General features: G+C 55.4%; 18 protein-coding genes and 1 tRNA gene. 3 read left to right on the forward strand and 16 right to left on the reverse strand.

Going from position 1 to position 17,749, the window contains the following annotated elements; genetic code table 11:
• Window positions 1–4: 4 nt before the first annotated feature.
• From CFI10_RS03005 to rpsU, 9 genes are all read right to left on the reverse strand, one after another.
• Window positions 5–1,813 carry a methyl-accepting chemotaxis protein gene (locus CFI10_RS03005; RefSeq protein WP_206839176.1) on the reverse strand — a complete coding sequence of 603 codons (1,809 nt, stop codon included), beginning with the start codon at window positions 1,811–1,813 and terminating at the stop codon, window positions 5–7.
• Window positions 1,814–1,844: 31 nt separating this feature from the next.
• Window positions 1,845–2,369 (reverse strand): chemotaxis protein CheW, encoded by a 525-nt coding sequence (locus CFI10_RS03010; RefSeq protein ID WP_206839178.1) that lies wholly within the window; start codon window positions 2,367–2,369, stop codon window positions 1,845–1,847.
• Between the two features lie 12 nt (window positions 2,370–2,381).
• Window positions 2,382–2,747 (reverse strand): response regulator, encoded by a 366-nt coding sequence (locus CFI10_RS03015; RefSeq protein WP_206839180.1) that lies wholly within the window; start codon window positions 2,745–2,747, stop codon window positions 2,382–2,384.
• Between the two features lie 32 nt (window positions 2,748–2,779).
• Window positions 2,780–3,643, reverse strand: a complete 864-nt coding sequence (locus tag CFI10_RS03020) for a response regulator (protein ID WP_206839182.1) — start codon at window positions 3,641–3,643, stop codon at window positions 2,780–2,782.
• Window positions 3,644–4,180: 537 nt separating this feature from the next.
• Window positions 4,181–4,257, reverse strand: a tRNA-Ile gene (locus CFI10_RS03025).
• Between the two features lie 61 nt (window positions 4,258–4,318).
• Window positions 4,319–6,175 (reverse strand): RNA polymerase sigma factor RpoD, encoded by a 1,857-nt coding sequence (gene rpoD, locus CFI10_RS03030; RefSeq protein WP_206839184.1) that lies wholly within the window; start codon window positions 6,173–6,175, stop codon window positions 4,319–4,321.
• Between the two features lie 177 nt (window positions 6,176–6,352).
• Entirely contained in the window at window positions 6,353–8,194 is a 1,842-nt protein-coding gene (gene dnaG, locus CFI10_RS03035; protein WP_206839186.1) for a DNA primase, read from the reverse strand.
• Between the two features lie 37 nt (window positions 8,195–8,231).
• Window positions 8,232–8,675, reverse strand: a complete 444-nt coding sequence (locus CFI10_RS03040; protein ID WP_091822209.1) for a GatB/YqeY domain-containing protein — start codon at window positions 8,673–8,675, stop codon at window positions 8,232–8,234.
• 45 nt (window positions 8,676–8,720) lie between these two features.
• A complete protein-coding gene (gene rpsU / locus CFI10_RS03045; RefSeq protein ID WP_091822206.1) occupies window positions 8,721–8,936 on the reverse strand; it encodes a 30S ribosomal protein S21 in 216 nt (71 codons plus the stop codon).
• A 183-nt stretch (window positions 8,937–9,119) separates the two neighbouring features.
• Between rpsU and tsaD the strand changes: the two genes are divergently transcribed.
• Window positions 9,120–10,148, forward strand: a complete 1,029-nt coding sequence (gene tsaD / locus CFI10_RS03050; RefSeq protein ID WP_206839194.1) for a tRNA (adenosine(37)-N6)-threonylcarbamoyltransferase complex transferase subunit TsaD — start codon at window positions 9,120–9,122, stop codon at window positions 10,146–10,148.
• On the opposite strand, the gene plsY is transcribed toward tsaD, so the two are convergent.
• On the reverse strand, window positions 10,145–10,717 hold the full coding sequence (plsY, locus tag CFI10_RS03055) for a glycerol-3-phosphate 1-O-acyltransferase PlsY (protein ID WP_206839200.1): 573 nt from the start codon (window positions 10,715–10,717) through the stop codon (window positions 10,145–10,147). The genes tsaD and plsY overlap by 4 nt on opposite strands.
• 144 nt (window positions 10,718–10,861) lie before the next feature.
• Here plsY and folB point away from each other — a divergent pair, with 144 nt between their 5' ends.
• Together folB and folK are read left to right on the forward strand one after the other, a co-directional pair.
• A complete protein-coding gene (folB, locus tag CFI10_RS03060; RefSeq protein ID WP_091822198.1) occupies window positions 10,862–11,218 on the forward strand; it encodes a dihydroneopterin aldolase in 357 nt (118 codons plus the stop codon).
• On the forward strand, window positions 11,218–11,742 hold the full coding sequence (folK, locus tag CFI10_RS03065; protein ID WP_206839202.1) for a 2-amino-4-hydroxy-6-hydroxymethyldihydropteridine diphosphokinase: 525 nt from the start codon (window positions 11,218–11,220) through the stop codon (window positions 11,740–11,742). The genes folB and folK overlap by 1 nt, the downstream gene beginning before the upstream one ends.
• On the opposite strand, the gene CFI10_RS03070 is transcribed toward folK, so the two are convergent.
• From CFI10_RS03070 to tnpC, 6 genes are all read right to left on the reverse strand, one after another.
• Entirely contained in the window at window positions 11,728–12,465 is a 738-nt protein-coding gene (locus tag CFI10_RS03070) for a pteridine reductase (RefSeq protein ID WP_206839204.1), read from the reverse strand. The genes folK and CFI10_RS03070 overlap by 15 nt on opposite strands.
• A gap of 6 nt (window positions 12,466–12,471) precedes the next feature.
• Window positions 12,472–13,593, reverse strand: coding sequence for a tRNA nucleotidyltransferase/poly(A) polymerase-related protein (locus CFI10_RS03075; protein WP_206841873.1), 1,122 nt, complete (start codon window positions 13,591–13,593; stop codon window positions 12,472–12,474).
• The gene (gene glpE, locus CFI10_RS03080; RefSeq protein ID WP_206839211.1) at window positions 13,593–13,910 is read right to left on the reverse strand and encodes a thiosulfate sulfurtransferase GlpE; all 318 of its coding nucleotides are present in this window, start codon (window positions 13,908–13,910) and stop codon (window positions 13,593–13,595) included. The genes CFI10_RS03075 and glpE overlap by 1 nt, the downstream gene beginning before the upstream one ends.
• A gap of 3 nt (window positions 13,911–13,913) precedes the next feature.
• Window positions 13,914–14,735, reverse strand: coding sequence for a symmetrical bis(5'-nucleosyl)-tetraphosphatase (locus tag CFI10_RS03085; RefSeq protein ID WP_206839214.1), 822 nt, complete (start codon window positions 14,733–14,735; stop codon window positions 13,914–13,916).
• A 142-nt stretch (window positions 14,736–14,877) separates the two neighbouring features.
• The gene (locus CFI10_RS03090) at window positions 14,878–15,522 is read right to left on the reverse strand and encodes a TorF family putative porin (RefSeq protein WP_206839216.1); all 645 of its coding nucleotides are present in this window, start codon (window positions 15,520–15,522) and stop codon (window positions 14,878–14,880) included.
• Between the two features lie 563 nt (window positions 15,523–16,085).
• A complete protein-coding gene (tnpC, locus tag CFI10_RS03095) occupies window positions 16,086–17,708 on the reverse strand; it encodes an IS66 family transposase (RefSeq protein WP_206834804.1) in 1,623 nt (540 codons plus the stop codon).
• Between the last annotated feature and the right edge of the window lie 41 nt (window positions 17,709–17,749).

Genomic DNA, 17,749 nt, shown 5'->3' on the forward strand with positions numbered 1-17,749 from the left:
CCCTTTACTCGGCCTGCTGCAGCTTGAATACGCTTATGGAGCGTTGCAGTTCATCGGCCGCGCCAACCAGTCGTTCAGACAACTGTTTCTGCTGCAGCATCTCGGTATTGGTTGCGTGTGTGAAGTCGTTAATGCTGCCAGCACGCTGGCGCAGATTCTGGGCCAGCTTTGCCTGGCCGGTTGCGCTTTGCGCAATACGTACCACGGACTCAACCAGGGACTGGGTCGTTTTGCGGGTTTCTTCCATACGTTCACCCGCCTGTTCGGCCAATCGTGTACCGGATACCACATCTTCAATTACGGTGTTTATGACGTGAATGGTATCAGCAGTTTCCAACTGAATATTGTTAACTAGGCTTTCGATCTCGGCGGTCGCTTCACGTGAGTTTTCAGCCAATCGCTGCACCTCATCAACAACAACCATCAGACCGCGGCCGGCCTCGCCTGCCGAAGCGGCATGCATACTGGCGTTCAATGACAAAATGTGGGTTCGTTCGGAAATGTTGTTGATCAGGCTGATAATACCGCCTATCTCCTGTGAACGTTCTCCCAGACGTTTGATGCGTTTCTCGGCCTCATGGATCGTCTGGCGAATCTTGTTGATACTGGCTACTGTTGCCGAAACGGATTCCTTGGCATTTTCTGTCGTATTGATCGCCTTTTGAGAGGCACTGTTGGTAACGGCTGCCAATTTGGCAATCAGTTGCATCGCCTGAATGGCTGAATCAAGGCCTTGCAGTGTTTCGTTGATCTGCTCCTGTTCTTTACTGGCGTGCAGAAGCACCGCTTCCGACTGTGTTTTAACCTGTACCGAGGTGCTGTTGACCTCAGAGGTGACCGCGCTGACTTCACGCAATACGTTTTCAATCGAGTTGGTCAGCTGGTTGATGGAGTCCGCCACTGCACCGGTGATATCTTCTGCAACCGGTACGCGTACAGTCAGGTCACGCTGACTGATCTTGAATACATTCTGAATCAGCTGAATGATTGAGTCGTTCAGTTTCTTGTTTTCTTCCGACTGGCGGGCAATTGCCGCCTCCTTTTCATCCAGCAAACTGTTCAGTACGCTTGCCATTTGTCCAAGTTCATCGCGGCTTTCCAACTCTGTACGTGCATCGGTATCACCATTGCGTACTGCATTTACAGTGGCGTAGAGTTTGGCAATCGGATCCAGAACGCCGTGCTTGACGATTGCCATGGCGGCGATAAGGGCGAAGCAGAGCAGTAGCAATGATCCAAGAAACAGTTTGAGCATTTCCGTCTTGGCTTCGTTGCGTTGGGCAATGGCTTCAGCACTGTAGATGTCCGGCAGCAGTTTCAGCACGATGTTTTCATGCTGCAGCGTGGCGAAAATGGGGCCGAACGCCTTTTGCAGCCGGAGTACCCGCTCCTTGCGTGGGGCTGACGAGGCTTTAACAGCCCTCAGCTCTGCCAGAGCATGCTCAATGTCCAGTGTAGAAAGGCGATCTTTCAACTCATCGCCCCCGGGCAAATTGGTCAACAGAGCCGGTAATTTCTCAAGTTGAATAAAAAAGGCTCGAGTACTGTTTTCAAGCGTATTCAGAGACGCCACCGAAAGGGTCAGGCGAGCCCGCGTAAATGCCAGCTGCGCTTCATTGAGTTGCTGTGTCAAAACGGAAGCGACATTCGACACGGCACGGGTTTCAGCGTCAATGCGTTGCGATTCCTCATCAATAACGATGGTACGGTAGTAGGCAATTGCGATGGCTACCATACAGATGAGCAGCATAATGCCTGCTATCGCAAACTTGGTGCTTATCCGTATGCCTTGCAGGTTCCGTGAAGAAGTCATATCTGTTCCCTTGAAACGTATTGTTGGCTTTTTATTGTTGTTTGGAGGGTTGAAATTGCAGCTTTAAATGGTTCAGCAGCGCCGTGTGGTCAATTTCGTACCACCGTTGCCCGTTTTGTTGCCATGCTTGGCTGATAAAGGATGACAGGTTTGCGGGCTGATCGGTGGCGTTGAGATGTTCGACAGAGGAGAGGTCTGTTAACACGGTTGGCAGAGTCGGAATCATAAATCCTGCTGTATTGGGGTGAGCATCCAGCAGCAGAATCCAGAATTCTCGTTTCTGTCCTGCCCTGGGAGTGTTCGTGTCAAGGTAACGTGCCAGGTCATAGACCGGAACGGCATGGCCGCGATGATTGATAAACCCGGCAAACCAGTCGGGGCAGTCTGGCAAGGCGCAAATGCTCTGCTTTGCCGCCAGTTCGCAGTACGTACCTGGCTGTAAAAGGAAATGATGGCCGCTAAGGCTGAAGCCGTGACGAATCTCACCAGATGCTGCTGCCGTTGTAGCCATGTCGGCTTGCAGCAGTCGGTCAAGCGTACTGTTGATATCGTCCATGATGCTCTCCTGTCAGCTGAAGGCCTTGACCTGATCCAGTATGTCCTGATCAGAAAACGGCTTGGCGACCAGTGCACTCGCACCCTGTAACTGCGCCCAAACCCGGTCTGCCTCCTGGTGCTTGCTGGATACGATAACGACTGGAATAGAACGGGTGCTTTCGGCGCTGGTGATATGCCGGCAGGCAGAAAAGCCGTCCACCTCGGGCATTACAATATCCATGAATATCAGATCGGGCTTTTCCTGCTCAGCCAGGGTGATGCCTTGCTGGCCGTTTTCGGCGACAAGAATCTTGGCGCCGGTTGTCTGAAGAATGGTTTTCAGGTGCTGCTGTTGAACAGGATCGTCTTCTACAATCAGGATTTTGTTGATGGCCATGGCAGATATCTTACTCCGGTAGATGAAACGCGTTATTTTCTGAATTCGCTGACCCAGCGGGAAACACGCCGGATCACTTTTTGGAACTCGGCATGCTCGATGGGCTTGGTCAGGTAGGTTGAAGAGCCAGCCATGATTCCCTTGACCTCATCCAGAGGAGATGTTTTCGATGACAGCATGATGATCGGTGTTTTCTTCAATGCTGGCATGGATCGCATGCGAGTACAGGTCTCAAAACCATCGATGCCAGGCATCATGATGTCGAGGAAAATAAAGTCATAATGGTTGTCGGCCACCTTGGCCAGAGCCGATTCACCATCATCGGCAAAGTCCAGATTTACTGGGTGATCCAGCTGTTGCAGTTCCCTGGCAAGCATCTGCTGCATTGGGTGGCTGTCGTCCACGACCAGAACGGCATAGGACGCATCAGTCACCGTCTCAGGGGCGGTATCTTTCAGCTTCTGGACCTCAGCGATGCGGGCGTCGTATTTGCTGAACGGGTTCTCCGTTTCCGCCTGGACATCAAGATCAATGGCATCCGGCTCAGAAAGTGGCCTTTCAGTGGGTTCGGCTACAGGTGTAGAGAGTGACGGTTCAAACGGTTGGTACTGTTCCAGTGTACGGATGACGCGGGATGAGATCAGAGGTGATTTGATGTGAGGCAAGCTGCTGTCATTTGGGCGGGCTTTGCTGACCAGGATCACCCGGCGGTGATATTCCTGTGGCAGTTCTGAAACCGCCGGTTGCTGCAGTAGCTCTGGCCCGAACACGAGAAGAAGGTCGGGTAACTCATTCTGATCAAAACTTACGAGCACAAGCGGCCGTTTTGACAGGCTGAGAATTTTTTCCAGTTTTTTCAGCTGATCAGAGGGGAAACCCAGCGTCCCTATCTTCATGTACTATCCCTGCTCGTCGGTCGCTCTACCAGTAGGAGTCAGAACGATTATTATTGTCGTGCTTTTGTATCAACCGATTGGTATGGGTTTTTAAAGCATAAAACAGAAGATGGCAACAGTGCGGTGGATAATTGTAATGCTGCTTAAGGGTTGTGTAGCAATATAAAGACTTTTTGTGGAAATAGGGCATCCCGCGAATTCAACTCCCAAGCAAAACAACAGTAGACTGTATAAATTGATTCAGGGCTGGCATCAGTTTGTAGTGGTCAATCAATCATTCACAAACACCCGGGAGGAGTCCGGCATAGAGCTACCGAAGGGGCAAAGGACTCACGTATTGCAGTAACTTAAGTGAGGGAACTTTCGACCGTCCGCATGGATAGAGGTCAAATTTTGAATTTGAGGTAGGTGTTTCTTGCTTTTGGTTCAGTGGTTTCGGAAAAGCCCTGTGCTATGAGATCTGCGAAATTGTACCGGCGATGGACCGGAGGGAAGGGGCCTTGGGGTGACAGAATTCGCCTAAGTGATTGAAAATAATGGTGGGCCTTCCGGGACTTGAACCCAGGACCTGCCGATTATGAGTCGGATGCTCTAACCAACTGAGCTAAAGGCCCCAAAAAGAGCGCCAATGATACCATTTCCGGTCATTGGCGCAATACTATTGAAATGAAGTACTTAGCCTTCGTCGATGAAGGTGCGCAGGTGATCGGAGCGGCTTGGGTGGCGCAGCTTTCGCAGGGCCTTTGCTTCGATCTGGCGGATACGCTCACGGGTGACATCGAACTGCTTGCCCACTTCCTCAAGGGTGTGGTCGGTGTTCATGTCGATACCGAAGCGCATGCGCAGTACCTTGGCTTCACGTGCGGTCAGGCCGGAGAGGATCTCCTTGGTGGCTTCACGCAGGCCTTCGCCAGTCGCGGTGTCGACCGGGGAGGACAGGGTGGTGTCCTCGATGAAGTCGCCCAGGCTGGAGTCTTCGTCGTCGCCGATCGGGGTTTCCATGGAGATCGGTTCTTTGGCGATCTTCAGCACCTTACGGATCTTGTCTTCCGGCATTTCCATACGCTCGGCCAGTTCTTCCGGGGTCGCTTCGCGGCCCATCTCCTGCAGCATCTGGCGGGAGATACGGTTGAGCTTGTTGATCGTTTCGATCATGTGCACCGGAATACGGATGGTGCGAGCCTGGTCGGCGATGGAGCGGGTGATCGCCTGACGAATCCACCAGGTAGCGTAGGTGGAGAACTTGTAGCCGCGACGGTATTCGAACTTGTCCACCGCCTTCATCAGGCCGATGTTGCCTTCCTGAATCAGGTCAAGGAATTGCAGGCCGCGGTTGGTGTACTTCTTGGCAATGGAAATAACCAGACGCAGGTTGGCTTCAACCATCTCTTTCTTGGCGCGGCGGGCATGTGCTTCGCCAATGGACATGGCGCGGTTGACTTCCTTGATGTCAGCCAGGCTCAGGCCTATGGTCTCTTCAATCTGAATCAGTTTGCGCTGCGCGCGCTGCAGATCATACAGGTTACGGCTGATGGCAGCAGCATAGGGCTTGTTGCCGTTTGCCAGTGATTCGAGCCACTCGCTGCTGGTTTCATTGCCCGGGAAGCTTTTGATGAACGCAGGGCGTGGCATCTTGGCTTTCTGGGTGCAGATGCGCATGATGCTGCGCTCCTGCTTGCGGATGCCTTCAATGCAGTTGCGCACACGCTCGACCAGTAACTCATAGTAACGCGGCGACAACTTGATCGGTGCAAAGGCGTTGCACAATGCCATTACCGCTTCGGAGATATCATCCTTGCTGGCATTGCGCTCGCGAGCTGCGTTCAGGTTGTCCAGGCACTCCTGAATCAGGCCAAAGCGCTGACGGGCTTCCTCGGGATCCGGGCCGCGCTCTTTTTCGTCAGTGCTGGAGTCGCTGTTGTCGCTGTCATCGTCGTCGTCATCATCGTCGTCACTGCGATCATCATCGTCGTCATCGATATCGACCGGTGCATCGGTTTCATCTTCAGGAACTTCTGCATCGGGGTCGATATAGCCACTGAAAATGTCACTCAGGCGGCCTTCTTCCTGCAATACCTGATTATAGGCATTGAGAATGATGTCAACGCTGCCCGGGAAGCGGGACAGGGCCATCATGACTTCACGGATACCTTCTTCGATCCGCTTGGCAATGTCGATTTCACCTTCACGCGTCAGCAGTTCAACCGTACCCATCTCACGCATGTACATGCGCACGGGGTCCGTTGTGCGGCCGGCATCTGACTCTACGGCGGCCAGGGCGGCAACGGCTTCTTCATCGGCTTCATCGGCCGAGTCACCGCCTGTCAGCAGAAGATCTTCGGCATCCGGTGCTTCTTCAGCAACGCGGATACCCATGTCGTTGATCATGCGAATGATGTCTTCGACCTGATCCGGGTCGGCGATATCTTCCGGCAGGTGATCGTTAACCTCGGCATAGGTGAGATAGCCCTGCTCTTTACCCCGGGCGATCAGTTCCTTTAGACGAGACTGCTGTTGGGATTTGTCTGACATAGAGCCCCTGCGACGAATGAATGCTGGTGTGACGGATGGCGTAAAAATAAGCGCAGTATTATACCTGTTTGCCGACGTTGCGGCTACAGCTGGTCTTTACTGCACTGCAGGCATATACCTGAGTTGGTATGAGAATAGACCAGAAATCAGACGCTTGCAGAAAAAAGCAAAAAACCTTCATGGTTGGCGGCTTTGCAGTAGCTGCTGCAGCTCGCGTTTCTCATCATCGGTTAATGGGGCCTGACGCGATTTTTTCAAGAGCTGGTCAAGCAAAGTCTCATGGCGACGGCCCAACAGGCGGTTGAGAGTGTCCTCCAGCAGGCGTGCAGCGTCCACATCACCCATCACCGGGTCCAGGTGTGAGATCTCATTCAGCAACATCAGATCGGCGCGATGGTCGGGGTCGTCCTGCCAGTCAACCAGCAGCGTGCCGAGAGAGCCTTCAGGTTCCTGCTGTAGATAATGCAGCAGTCGGATCAGTACGCCGATGTTGGTTTCACTAATGCTGACAAAGTCGGCCGCTGGTGCTGTAGAGCGAGCCAGGTCTGGTCGGTGCAGCAGGATGGAAATGGCCTGATTGACTAGGTTGCGATGCTCGCTTTGGGTTGGTTTGTTGCGTACAGATGCTGGTCGTACTTGCTGGTAAGGGTTGGGCGTGGAAGCCGGCTGCGAGCCTTTCTCTGCACTGATTGGTGCTGGCGTGCTGGTTGCTTGGTGCAGGTCGATAACGCTGCTGATCTGTTCCAGTGACAGCCCGGTGATTTCACAGATGCGATCCAGCATCATTTGCTTCAACAGGCTGGGCTGCATCGACTGGATGAGCGGCAGGGCCTGGTTGCTGAAACGGGCGCGGCCATCCATGCTGCTCAAATCGGCTTCATCTGACAGTTGTCGGAAGAAGAACTCACTCAGCGGCAGGGCCTGGTTTACTCGCTGGGAAAAAGCCGTTTCGCCTTCGCGGCGAACCAGTGTGTCAGGATCTTCGCCATCGGGAAGAAACAGGAATCGAGCTTCCTGGCCGTCACGAATCACTGGCAGTGTAACGCCCAGTGCGCGTTGGGCTGCCTGGCGCCCGGCTGCATCGCCGTCGAAGCAGAAGATCACCTCGGGTACCAGCTTGAACAGGCGCTCAAGGTGTTGCGCAGTGGTTGCGGTTCCCAGTGTGGCGACGGACCAGTGGATGCCGTGCTGGGCCAGGCTGACCACGTCCATGTAGCCCTCGACAATCAGCAGTCGTTCCAGCTGATTGCTGTGCTTGCGCGCTTCATACAGTCCGTAGAGTTCACGCCCCTTGTGGAAGGTCGGTGTTTCCGGCGAGTTCAGGTATTTTGGCTTGTCGTCGCCCAGAACGCGTCCGCCGAAGCCGAGTACACGCCCGCGCACATCCCGGATTGGAAACATGATACGGTCACGAAAACGGTCGTAATAGCGTTGCTTGTCTTCGTTGTGGATCACCATGCCGGACTGCTCCAGCAGGGGGGCGGCATTCTCCAGATGAGCAAAGTGTTGCAACAGATTGTCCCAGCCCGGAGGAGCGTAGCCGATACCGAAAGCCGCGGCGATCTGGCCGCTGAGGCCTCGCTGCTTCAGGTAGCCGATGGCGCGCTCGCGCTCGGAGGAGCTGCGCAGCATGTCCTGAAAGTAACGGTTGGAGTGCTCCAATGCTTCAAACTGGCGCTTGATCTCCTGTTCGCGCTGATGGTCGGCAGGTCGGCCTTCATCTCGGGGAACGTCGACACCGGCGAGTTTGGCCAGTTCTTCTACGGCTTCGGGGAAGTTGAGACGATCATATTCCATCAGGAAGCCGAGCGCGTTGCCGCCGGCGCCGCAGCCGAAACAATAATAGAACTGTTTGTCGGGGCTTACCGAAAAGGAGGGGCTCTTTTCCTTGTGGAAAGGACAGAGGCCAGAGTAATTCTTGCCGGCGCGCTTGAGCTTTACGCGGCCGTCTATCACGTCAACAATGTTGACGCGTGCAAGGAGGTCGTCAATGAAGTGTTGGGGTATTCGACCTGCCATGTTCGCTCCGCTGCGGACAGGTCAGCGTATGCGGACCTTAGAGTTTCTGCTTCACCAGGCCGGAGATGCTGCCCATGTCGGCGCGGCCCTGAACCTGGGGTTTGACGAGTGCCATCACTTTGCCCATATCCTGCATCGAGCTTGCGCCTGATGCGGCGATGGCGTCATCAATTATCTGAGCGATCTCAGTATCACTGAGTGGCTGCGGCAGGAAAGTTTTAATCACCTCCAGCTCCTGCTGCTCCTTTTCTGCCAGCTCCGGGCGCTCAGCCGCCAGGTACTGGGTAATGGAGTCTTTTCTCTGCTTCTGCATCTTGTCCATCACGGCCAGAATGCGTTCATCGTTGAGCTCAACACGCTCATCGACTTCGACACGCTGTATCTCGGCCTGAATCATGCGGATCGTACCAAGGCGAACCTTGTCCTTTGCGCGCATGGCATCTTTCATCTGTTCTGTCAGTGTACTTTTCAGATCAGACATTCAAGAGGCTCCGGTGGCAGTGAGTTCAGATGCTAAAACGTCAAATCAGTACAGACGTACGCGGCGTGAAGTTTCGCGCTGCAGCTTCTTGGCATGACGCTTAACGGCAGCAGCAGCCTTACGCTTGCGAACGGAAGTGGGCTTTTCATAGCATTCACGACGACGTACTTCAGCCAGGATGCCGGCTTTTTCGCAAGAACGCTTGAAACGACGCAGAGCAACGTCAAACGGCTCGTTGTCTTTTACTTTAACCTGAGGCATTCAGAGTCTCCTGAATCTGTAAGGAAATTGGATTTTCTCCCCGCTCGGATCAGGGATCCCTGGCAAGAAGGCCGCATATTTTATTAAGCCCGGGCTGTGGTGTAAAGCAAAGACCCGTGAATTTTGCCTCTATCTGAAGGATAATGCCGTCTATATTGCAACTGCGTTGTCGAAGAGGCTGTTATGCGAGTGCTGGGAATTGAGACATCCTGTGATGAAACCGGTGTGGCGGTGTACGACAGCAAGCAGGGATTGCTGTCGGATGCGCTGTATAGCCAGGTCAAAATGCACGCCGAATATGGTGGCGTTGTGCCTGAACTGGCGTCTCGTGACCATGTGCGCAAACTGCTGCCGCTGATCCGCGAAGTGATGGCGAAGGCGGATTTGACGCTGGCCGATCTGGATGGCGTAGCCTATACCTCTGGCCCAGGGCTGATCGGTGCGCTGATGGTGGGCGCCTCAACCGGCCGTGCGCTGGCGCTTGGGCTGGGAGTACCTGCGATTGGGGTGCATCATATGGAAGGCCATCTGTTGGCGCCGATGCTGGAAGAACAGCCTCCGGCCTTCCCCTTTGTGGCACTGCTGGTGTCGGGTGGTCACACACAGTTGGTACGTGTGGATGGTATCGGTCGTTACGAACTGCTGGGTGAGTCCTTGGATGATGCCGCTGGTGAAGCTTTCGACAAGGCAGCCAAGATGTTGGGTCTTGATTACCCGGGCGGCCCCTTGATCGCCAAACTGGCACAGCAGGGGGATCGCAGTCGCTACCGTTTTCCGCGGCCCATGACCGATCGCCCCGGGCTGGAGTTCAGTTTTTCGGGACTGAAGACCTTTACCCTGAATACGGCCAACGCCGCACGAGATGAACTGGGCCGGATCGATCCGCAGACATTGGCGGATATCGCCTGTGCGTTTGAGGATGCGGTGGTGGATACGTTGGCGATCAAGTGCAAGCGCGCCCTGCAGCAAACGGGTTTGAAGCAGTTGGTTATTGCCGGTGGGGTCAGTGCCAACCGGCATCTGCGTGAAAAACTGGGTGCCATGGTGCAAAAGGAGCGTGCAGAGCTGTTTTACGCTCGTCCCGAATTCTGTACCGATAATGGTGCGATGATTGCATATGCCGGTTGTCAGCGGCTGTTGGCAGGACAGCAGGCTGATCTGACCATCCAGTGCCGACCGCGTTGGCCACTGGATACGCTGGATGCGATTTAAAAGCGGTGTTCTCGACCGCTTATCAGCTTGCGGAGGTTGCTGCTGTGACGCAGCAGCAACAGCAGGCAGGTGATACTGATCGACCAGATCAGTTCGGGCAACAGCAACAGGCAGAGCAGGGGTGTCAGCAGGGCGGTGGCGATGGATGCCAATGACGAAATGCGGCTCAGTCCAAAAAGGATCCCCCAGCATGCCAGCTGAATCAGTGCCAGAGGCCAGTGCAGTACCAGCATGGCGCCAAGCGTAGTGGCGACACCCTTGCCGCCGCGCAGGCTGCTGAAAAACGGAAACAGATGGCCGCAGACCGCAGCCAGCAAACACCAGCCCTGCAGCTGCAGTGAGGCACCGGACAGCAGAGCCAGCAGCACGGCCAGTGAGCCCTTGCCGAGATCGCCTGCCAGCGTCAGGATGGCGGCTTCTCGGCCACCTGTCCGAAGCACGTTGGTGGCGCCGGGGTTGCCGGAGCCACTCTGGCGAGGGTCTGGCAGCCCCATTGCACGACAGACCAGCACAGCACTTGAAAAAGAGCCGAGCAGGTAGGCGCACAACAGCAGCCAGAATTCAAACATGCAGGATTCCAGACGGGCCGGCATCGATCCTTCGCGGAGCGACTGCCAGCGTGGTAAATTAACAACTGCCTCAAATCAAGCATATACAAGGCGGGTGTCAGCTACAATGCAACTCTGGCATGCGCCGTACCGACGGGAGTACAGATGGATATCGTCTACATTCGAGAACTGCAGGTTGAAACCGTTATCGGTATTTACGACTGGGAGCGTGAAGTGCGCCAGACCGTGAGTCTCGATCTGGAGATGGGGACGGATATTCGTGCAGCTGCCGCCACTGAAGATATCGACAGCACTCTCAACTACAAGACTGTAGCCAAGCGGCTGATTGCGTTTATTGGCCAGAGTGAATTCCTGCTGGTCGAGACCATGGCCGAAGAGATCGCTCAGATTGTGCAGGAAGAGTTTAACGTACCCTGGCTGCGGCTGCGCTTGAGCAAGCCCGGCGCCGTACGTGGTGCACGTGATGTGGGGGTGATCATCGAGCGAGGAGAGCGGGGCTGATGCACCGGGTTTACCTCAGTCTGGGCAGCAACATCGAGCGTGAGCACTATATTCGCGCTGCGCTTGATGCACTGAGCCGCCGGTTTGGGCATTTGCAGATTTCGTCGGTGTATGAAAGTGAAGCGGTAGGCTTCAAGGGCGATAACTTCTATAACCTGGTGGTCGGGATTGAAACCGATCTGGATGTGGCCGAGCTCTCGGCCAGCCTCAAACGGATTGAAGATGATAATGGCCGCGAGCGCAGTGGTCCCCGCTTCAGTGGCCGTACGCTCGATATTGATATCCTGACCTACGATGAGTTGACTGAGCCGGTGGCCGGGGTGCAGCTGCCGCGTGACGAAATTCTCAATAACGCCTTTGTGCTGCTGCCGTTGGCCGAAATTGCACCGGATGACCTGCACCCGGTGCTCCAGCGTCCCTATGCTGAACTCTGGCAGACCTATGATCGGGAGCAGAAGCTGTGGCCGATCAATTTCAGCTGGCATGGGCGAGCCATTTCGCGGACAGATTCAGCTGTAGAGTGAGCGCCCGCCGTCCACGGCCAATACCTGTCCGGTAACATAACCGGCCTGAGCGAGGTAGAGCACGGCCTGAGCGATGTCTTCGGGTGAACCGGTGCGGCGTAACAGTGTTTTGGCGAGTACCTGCTCCCGTGCCGTCTCACTCAATGTCGCTTCAGCTTCAGGCCACAGAATGGGCCCTGGAGCGATACCGTTGACTCGCACTTCAGGGGCCAGCTCCTTTGCCAGGGAATGAGTCATCATTTTCAGACCGGCCTTGGCGATGGAGTAGATCGGGTAACCATTCAAGCCGCGCTCGGCATGTATATCCACCAGATTGATGATGCAGCCACTGTTGTGTTTCAGCTGCGGAGCCAGCGCAGTGCTCAGGAAGAAGGGAGCACGCAGGTTGCTGTTGATCAGCTGATCCCAGTCGTCCTGTGTCGCCTGATCCACCGGGGTGGGGTAAAAGCTGGAGGCATTGTTGACCAGCAGACCCAAGCGGGTCTCTGTGCCGAGTGTGTCGATCATTCCCTGCAGCTCATCGAGATTGGCCAGATCACACTGCAATAGTCGACAGCTGTCGCCGCGGCGTTGATTGAGCTGTTCGGACAGTGCGGTAGCAGCTTCGGCCGAATGGCGGTAATGCAGTAACAGATCGTAGCCTGCATCATGCAGACGTTCACAGATGGTTGCGCCGATCCTGAGTGCGGCACCGGTGACCAGTGCCAGCGGACGTGTGCTCATGGCATTTTACTCCTTGTACCGCGCGCAGATTCCAGCCTGCTGTCGGGCCAGCTCCTCTCCCAGAGCCTTGCCGCTGAAGCCCTGCTCAATCAGCGTGCGGGTATCCACTTCAGACAACTGCATCAGCTGTCGCTGCAGAGCGGCTTCCCGCTTTACCGGCATGACGTGGATATGTCGGGCCAGCTGCAGAAGCGTAGGCATGAGAGCAGGGCGCCTGATCAGGTCCAGTTGTTTCAGCAGCTGTAGCCGTGCGTTGCCGTCAAGCCGGTCAAACTGATACAGACCGTTTATACCCTGGCGCAGTTTCAGTGCCAGATCGCGCATCCGGTTGGGTACGCGGTGCTGGCTGCAAAAATTACCGATAATGTCGCAGGCCTGTTCTGGCAGTATCGATTCGGTGGCCTGGTACAGCAGCAGAGCCAACGCCATGGCTGGTCGTGCGTCGGTATCGGCCAAACCAGACAGACGCTGAGCCAATCGATTGGTGTCCAGCCCTTCCAGTTGGGGAAAGAGGCTGTCCAGCGCCCCCGTCTTTTGCAGCAGGGCGAAGTAATGTGCGGGGCTGGAAGTGGCCAGCGCGCGCTCCGTTTCTTGCCAGACGCGTTCGGGCGTCAGGTGGGCAAGTTCATCCCCGGCGCTGAGTTCGCGCATCAGTGCCAGCGTTTCGTCAGCAACCTGAAAGCCAAGATCGGCGAAGCGGGCATAGAAGCGCGCCACTCGCAGTACTCGCAGCGGGTCTTCACTGAAGGCCGGTGAAACGTGGCGCAGCATCCGCGTCTTGATGTCATCCTGACCGTGCCAGGGGTCGTGCAGCGTGCCGTCTTCCGCTTCCGCGATGGCGTTGACGGTCAGGTCGCGGCGGCGCAGGTCTTCTTCGAGTGTAACATCCGGGCTGGTATGGAACTGGAAGCCGGTATACCCCTTGCCGCTTTTGCGTTCGGTACGGGCCAGAGCGTATTCCTCACCGGTATCCGGATGCAAAAACACGGGAAAATCACGTCCGACCGGTTTGAAACCCCGACCCAGCATTTCGTCCGGAGTGGCGCCGACCACCACCCAATCTCTGTCCTTGACCTCAAGCCCCAACAGTCGATCCCTGACTGCGCCGCCGACCAGATAAATCTGCATCAGCGGCTGCAACGGTCCGGGCACTGTGCGCGCCAGGCTTCAAAACCACCGTCCAGGCTACAGACCTGTTCAAACCCTTGATGTGCCAGATAAGCGGCTGCCGACTGACTGCTGATGCCGTGGTAGCAGCAGACAATCAAGGGCTGGTCAAAGTCTGCCTGTGCAAGGTACTCCGGCAGGTTGTGGTTGCTGAGGTTGGTTGCATCGCGGATGTGAAGCTCGTTGAAGCTGGTTTCATCGCGGATATCGACTACCTGTGCACCCTGGTCGATCAGGTCACAGGCTTCGGTGATGTTGATACAGCGGTACTCGCTCACGTGTCAGTCTCCGGGTGTTGGGTGGTCAGTGCAGGGTTGGCTGAACAGCTGGCCATCATCCAGGCGCAGTGCGCTTAGGGCGTTACCCCATACGCAGCCGGTATCGAGCGAGATGCTGCGCTCATTGCGATGATGCCCCAGTGCAGCCCAGTGGCCGTACAGTTGTATGCGTTTGAGTGGTTTGGCCGGCGGCAGTTCAAACCAGGGGCGAAAACCGTTGGGCGCCTCTTCAGGGCGGCCGCTGGCACTGAATTCCAGCCGCCCTTCGGTCGTGATGAAGCGCATTCGGGTCAAATAATTGGTGATACAGCGCAAACGCGCGGGTCCCTTGAGGTCGTCCTGCCAAAGATCAGGCTGGTTGCCGTACATATTGGCAAAAAAACGTTCGGCTCTGTCGCTTTGGAGCACAGCTTCAAGCTCGGCAGCCAGATTGCGGGCAGTTTTCAGACTCCAGATATGAGGAATGCCGGCGTGGGTCATGACGTAGCCCAGCGACTTGTCATCGTGCAGCAGGGGGCGGTGTTGCAGCCAGTGCATCAGCTCATCCCGGTCGGGTGCGGCCAGAATCGGTTCCAGTGTGGAGTTTGCTTTCTTTCCGTTGCCATTGTGCAGGGCCAGCAGGTGCAGGTCGTGGTTGCCCAGTACACAGACAGCGCGATCCCCCAAACTTTTGACAAAGCGCAGGCATTGCAGTGAACCGGGACCACGGTTGACCAGATCGCCAGTAAACCAGAGTTGATCCTGGTCGTTGAAGTTGATCTGCTCAAGAAGCTGCATCAATTCGTTATAACAGCCCTGCAGATCACCAATTGCGTAGGTCGCCATTTAGGCTCCAAAACAGTGATACAGGTGGGCATGATAACGGAAGCGGGTACTGATCTGAAACCCGACGGCAGTTGAAAAAAAGAGGCCCCGCAGGGCCCCAAGATAACCTTAGTATGTTCAGTAACGCAGAGGAGATGTCTGATCAGAGATCGAAGGTCTTGCTGATGGTGAAGACAAATTCGGAGTCTTTCTCGCCATCGCCGTCGAGTTCAGTGTCCAACTGTTTGATGAATGCCAGGCTCATGTCCAGGCCCTGAATAGTTGTACCGTAACCGGCTTCAACGTAGTCACCGTCATAGTCTTCACCGAATACACCATAGGTCAGGTAGGCGCCTTCGTATTCACCTGTCAGGCTGAAGAAGGTGTAGTCGGCGTCATCACCTGCGCCGTCAACATTTTCACGGCCAAGGACAAACTGGGCGCTCAGAAATTTGTAACCGCCGCCCAGGATGAGTTCATGGTAATCGGATGCATCATCAACAGTGTAGAAGTAGCCAGCGTAGCCTACATCGTAGGTGAAGTCGCCGATTTCACCGGCGTAGCCACCGTAGAGATCGTATTCGATTTCAGCATCGTCCAGCTGAGCACCCCAGGTGCCGACGTAGAAACCATTACCGAAGTCATAGTCCGCACCAGCCATCAGGCTGGCGTTGTTGCCGGTCTGATCAATGCCACGGAACCAGTAGTCGCTCATGGCGCCCACGTTGACCGACAGTTCAGCGCTTGCGGCAGCGGATGCAGTCAGCAGGCCGGCAGCGATCAGAGATTTGGTCAGCTTTTTCATCATATTCCCCTTACAGTCTCTTGAAATAGCAAGTCGGGCATTGAGTGCCGCTTGTTGATCCTGTAAAAGCGAAAGCTGTGCCAGTGTTGATAAATACAAATATTTACAATGTGTTACATGGATATGACAATGTTGTGCTCTTGATTTGTGCACCAATAAAACGCACTCGGCTCCAGGAGTGTGCAGCCGTTGGCAATCGTGAGGGCAGGTGATCCAGTTAAAAATGTATTTTGAACAATTCGACACAACCTAAAGGGTTATTGCTTCGCTTTTGATACTAAAGTAGTGTCTTTTCATGGCTGCATTCTCAGTGAGTCACTGTACGCCCAGCAGGAGATCTCGGTTGAAGATCAACATGCCGGTTACACAACAAGAAGAAACGTTTTCAGATAGTGCTAATATTCTTTCTACTCTGTTGATCGTCTGGACCATGTAACCCTGGCGAGAGCTTGCTGCCGAGGCACAGGTGGCAATTGGTGACCCCGTGGCGCGTTATATCTGCACCGGGCGCCATGATGGGATCGGTTGGGTACAATGTACACGCCGTTAAAACGACCCACTTGCCCTTAACTGTACTGCGCCACTTTTTTTGAAGTCCGCTCCAGTTCAACATTCCAGGGCAGCAGTCGCTCCAGCTTTTCCAGTGTGTCGGCGTTGGCGATACGCTCCAGCACATGCCGGATGTACGCCGAGGGTTCCAGGTCGTTGGCTTTGGCCGTTTCGATCAGGGAGTAGCAGGTGGCGCTGGCGTGAGCGCCCTGCGGGGTATCCGCGAACAACCAGGCCTTGCGACCCACGGCGAACGGACGGATGGCATTCTCGGCCAGCACGTTGCTGATGTGCAGGTCACCCCGCTCACAGTAGCCGATCAGGGTGGGCCACTGGTTCAGGGTGTATTCCATAGCTTTGCGAGTTAACCCGCCTTTCATCACGCGACCCACGTTGGCGTCCAGCCAGGCCTTGAACGCTTCCAGTCGAGGCAGGCTCGATGCCTGACGGATCTGATAGCGTTCGGCAATGCTCAGGTCCTTGATCTGACGTTCGATGGCATACAGTTTGTTGATGTGACTGAGTGCCACATCCGCTTTGGACAGCTTGGCCTGTTTGCCTTTACCCGCCGGCTTGGCCGCTTTGGTCGCTTCGATGAACTTGCGGCGGGCGTGATCCCAGCAGCCAATGCGGGTCAGCTTATTGGCTGAACAGATCGGTTCATAACCGGAGTAACCATCCGCCTGCAGCACACCCTTGAAGTCATCGAGCAGGCGCACGGGCACCGCTCCACTTCGGGAGGGATCATAGGCGAACAGGACGGACGGTTGGCCCGGCGGTCCGCCTCGGGTCACCCACATCCATTTATCGGATTGGGCAGCTTTGCCATCCTCTTTGAGTACCTGGATGCGGGTTTCGTCGGCCTGCAGGTAGGCCGCACTGTTCTGCGCTTCCCGCATCAGGTTGATCAGCGGTTTGAACACCTCATCCAGACGGATGATCCAGTGGGCCATGCTGGTGCGACTCAGCTCATGGCCCAGACGCTTGAACATCTGCTCCTGACGGTAGAGCGGCAAGCCATCGGCATATTTGGAGGTGATCAGGTAAGCCAGCAGGGCCGGAGTAGCGATGCATTTGCCCAGCGGGTGTGTCGGGCGAGCCGCGGCCAGGATACGCTCATCACCGTCCTGCTCGAACACCGCTTTTTCCTGCCAGTATTCCAGCACTTTGAGCTGAGCCGGGATGTATTCCAGCTCTTCCTTGACCTTGGTGAAGAAGGTTTTCACTGCCCCAGCTTTTTCCTCATCGCTGAGGCACAGCTCGATGCGCTCACGCAGCAGATTATCAGAGAAGCCACGCTGACGGCGTTTGGGTGTAGACGCGGCAGCAGGAGTATCGTCTTCAGCAACTTCAATATCATCCGGGAGCTGATCCCGCAGCTGATCGATCTCGGCTTCCAGCTCGGACTCATCGAAGAGGTGGATCTGGTGGACCGTTTTTTCACTGCTGGCCGCGAACCGCTGGATGCGCTGCAAGCGCAGCATCTCTTCCAGCAGCAGGATGTATTGCTCGCGCTTCTGGATATGCTGCTCTTGATGTTGGAGTTGCTGCTGTAGACCAGCCACCATCGACAGCAAGTCAGCGGTCGATAAACCGCTGAGTTCAGGCATCTTTGAGGTGGTTTCGGGCTGTGTTTTCATGGGCAAAATTATATCAAAAACAGCCAGTTGAAGCACCCAAA

The sequence above is a fragment of the Marinobacterium iners genome (assembly GCF_017310015.1).
Classification (GTDB): domain Bacteria; phylum Pseudomonadota; class Gammaproteobacteria; order Pseudomonadales; family Balneatricaceae; genus Marinobacterium; species Marinobacterium iners.

What these genes read in the sequence shown, in the direction of transcription:
- CFI10_RS03015 (WP_206839180.1), bottom strand. Translation starts at nt 2,747, where the DNA reads ATGGCCATCAACAAAATCCTGATTGTAGAAGACGATCCTGTTCAACAG.
- CFI10_RS03090 (WP_206839216.1), bottom strand. Translation starts at nt 15,522, where the DNA reads ATGATGAAAAAGCTGACCAAATCTCTGATCGCTGCCGGCCTGCTGACT.
- CFI10_RS03075 (WP_206841873.1), bottom strand. Translation starts at nt 13,593, where the DNA reads ATGCAGATTTATCTGGTCGGCGGCGCAGTCAGGGATCGACTGTTGGGG.
- rpoD (WP_206839184.1), bottom strand. Translation starts at nt 6,175, where the DNA reads ATGTCAGACAAATCCCAACAGCAGTCTCGTCTAAAGGAACTGATCGCC.
- CFI10_RS03005 (WP_206839176.1), bottom strand. Translation starts at nt 1,813, where the DNA reads ATGACTTCTTCACGGAACCTGCAAGGCATACGGATAAGCACCAAGTTT.
- folK (WP_206839202.1), top strand. Translation starts at nt 11,218, where the DNA reads ATGCACCGGGTTTACCTCAGTCTGGGCAGCAACATCGAGCGTGAGCAC.
- CFI10_RS03040 (WP_091822209.1), bottom strand. Translation starts at nt 8,675, where the DNA reads ATGTCTGATCTGAAAAGTACACTGACAGAACAGATGAAAGATGCCATG.
- plsY (WP_206839200.1), bottom strand. Translation starts at nt 10,717, where the DNA reads ATGTTTGAATTCTGGCTGCTGTTGTGCGCCTACCTGCTCGGCTCTTTT.
- CFI10_RS03020 (WP_206839182.1), bottom strand. Translation starts at nt 3,643, where the DNA reads ATGAAGATAGGGACGCTGGGTTTCCCCTCTGATCAGCTGAAAAAACTG.
- folB (WP_091822198.1), top strand. Translation starts at nt 10,862, where the DNA reads ATGGATATCGTCTACATTCGAGAACTGCAGGTTGAAACCGTTATCGGT.
- CFI10_RS03085 (WP_206839214.1), bottom strand. Translation starts at nt 14,735, where the DNA reads ATGGCGACCTACGCAATTGGTGATCTGCAGGGCTGTTATAACGAATTG.
- CFI10_RS03010 (WP_206839178.1), bottom strand. Translation starts at nt 2,369, where the DNA reads ATGGACGATATCAACAGTACGCTTGACCGACTGCTGCAAGCCGACATG.
- CFI10_RS03070 (WP_206839204.1), bottom strand. Translation starts at nt 12,465, where the DNA reads ATGAGCACACGTCCGCTGGCACTGGTCACCGGTGCCGCACTCAGGATC.
- dnaG (WP_206839186.1), bottom strand. Translation starts at nt 8,194, where the DNA reads ATGGCAGGTCGAATACCCCAACACTTCATTGACGACCTCCTTGCACGC.
- tnpC (WP_206834804.1), bottom strand. Translation starts at nt 17,708, where the DNA reads ATGAAAACACAGCCCGAAACCACCTCAAAGATGCCTGAACTCAGCGGT.
- tsaD (WP_206839194.1), top strand. Translation starts at nt 9,120, where the DNA reads ATGCGAGTGCTGGGAATTGAGACATCCTGTGATGAAACCGGTGTGGCG.
- rpsU (WP_091822206.1), bottom strand. Translation starts at nt 8,936, where the DNA reads ATGCCTCAGGTTAAAGTAAAAGACAACGAGCCGTTTGACGTTGCTCTG.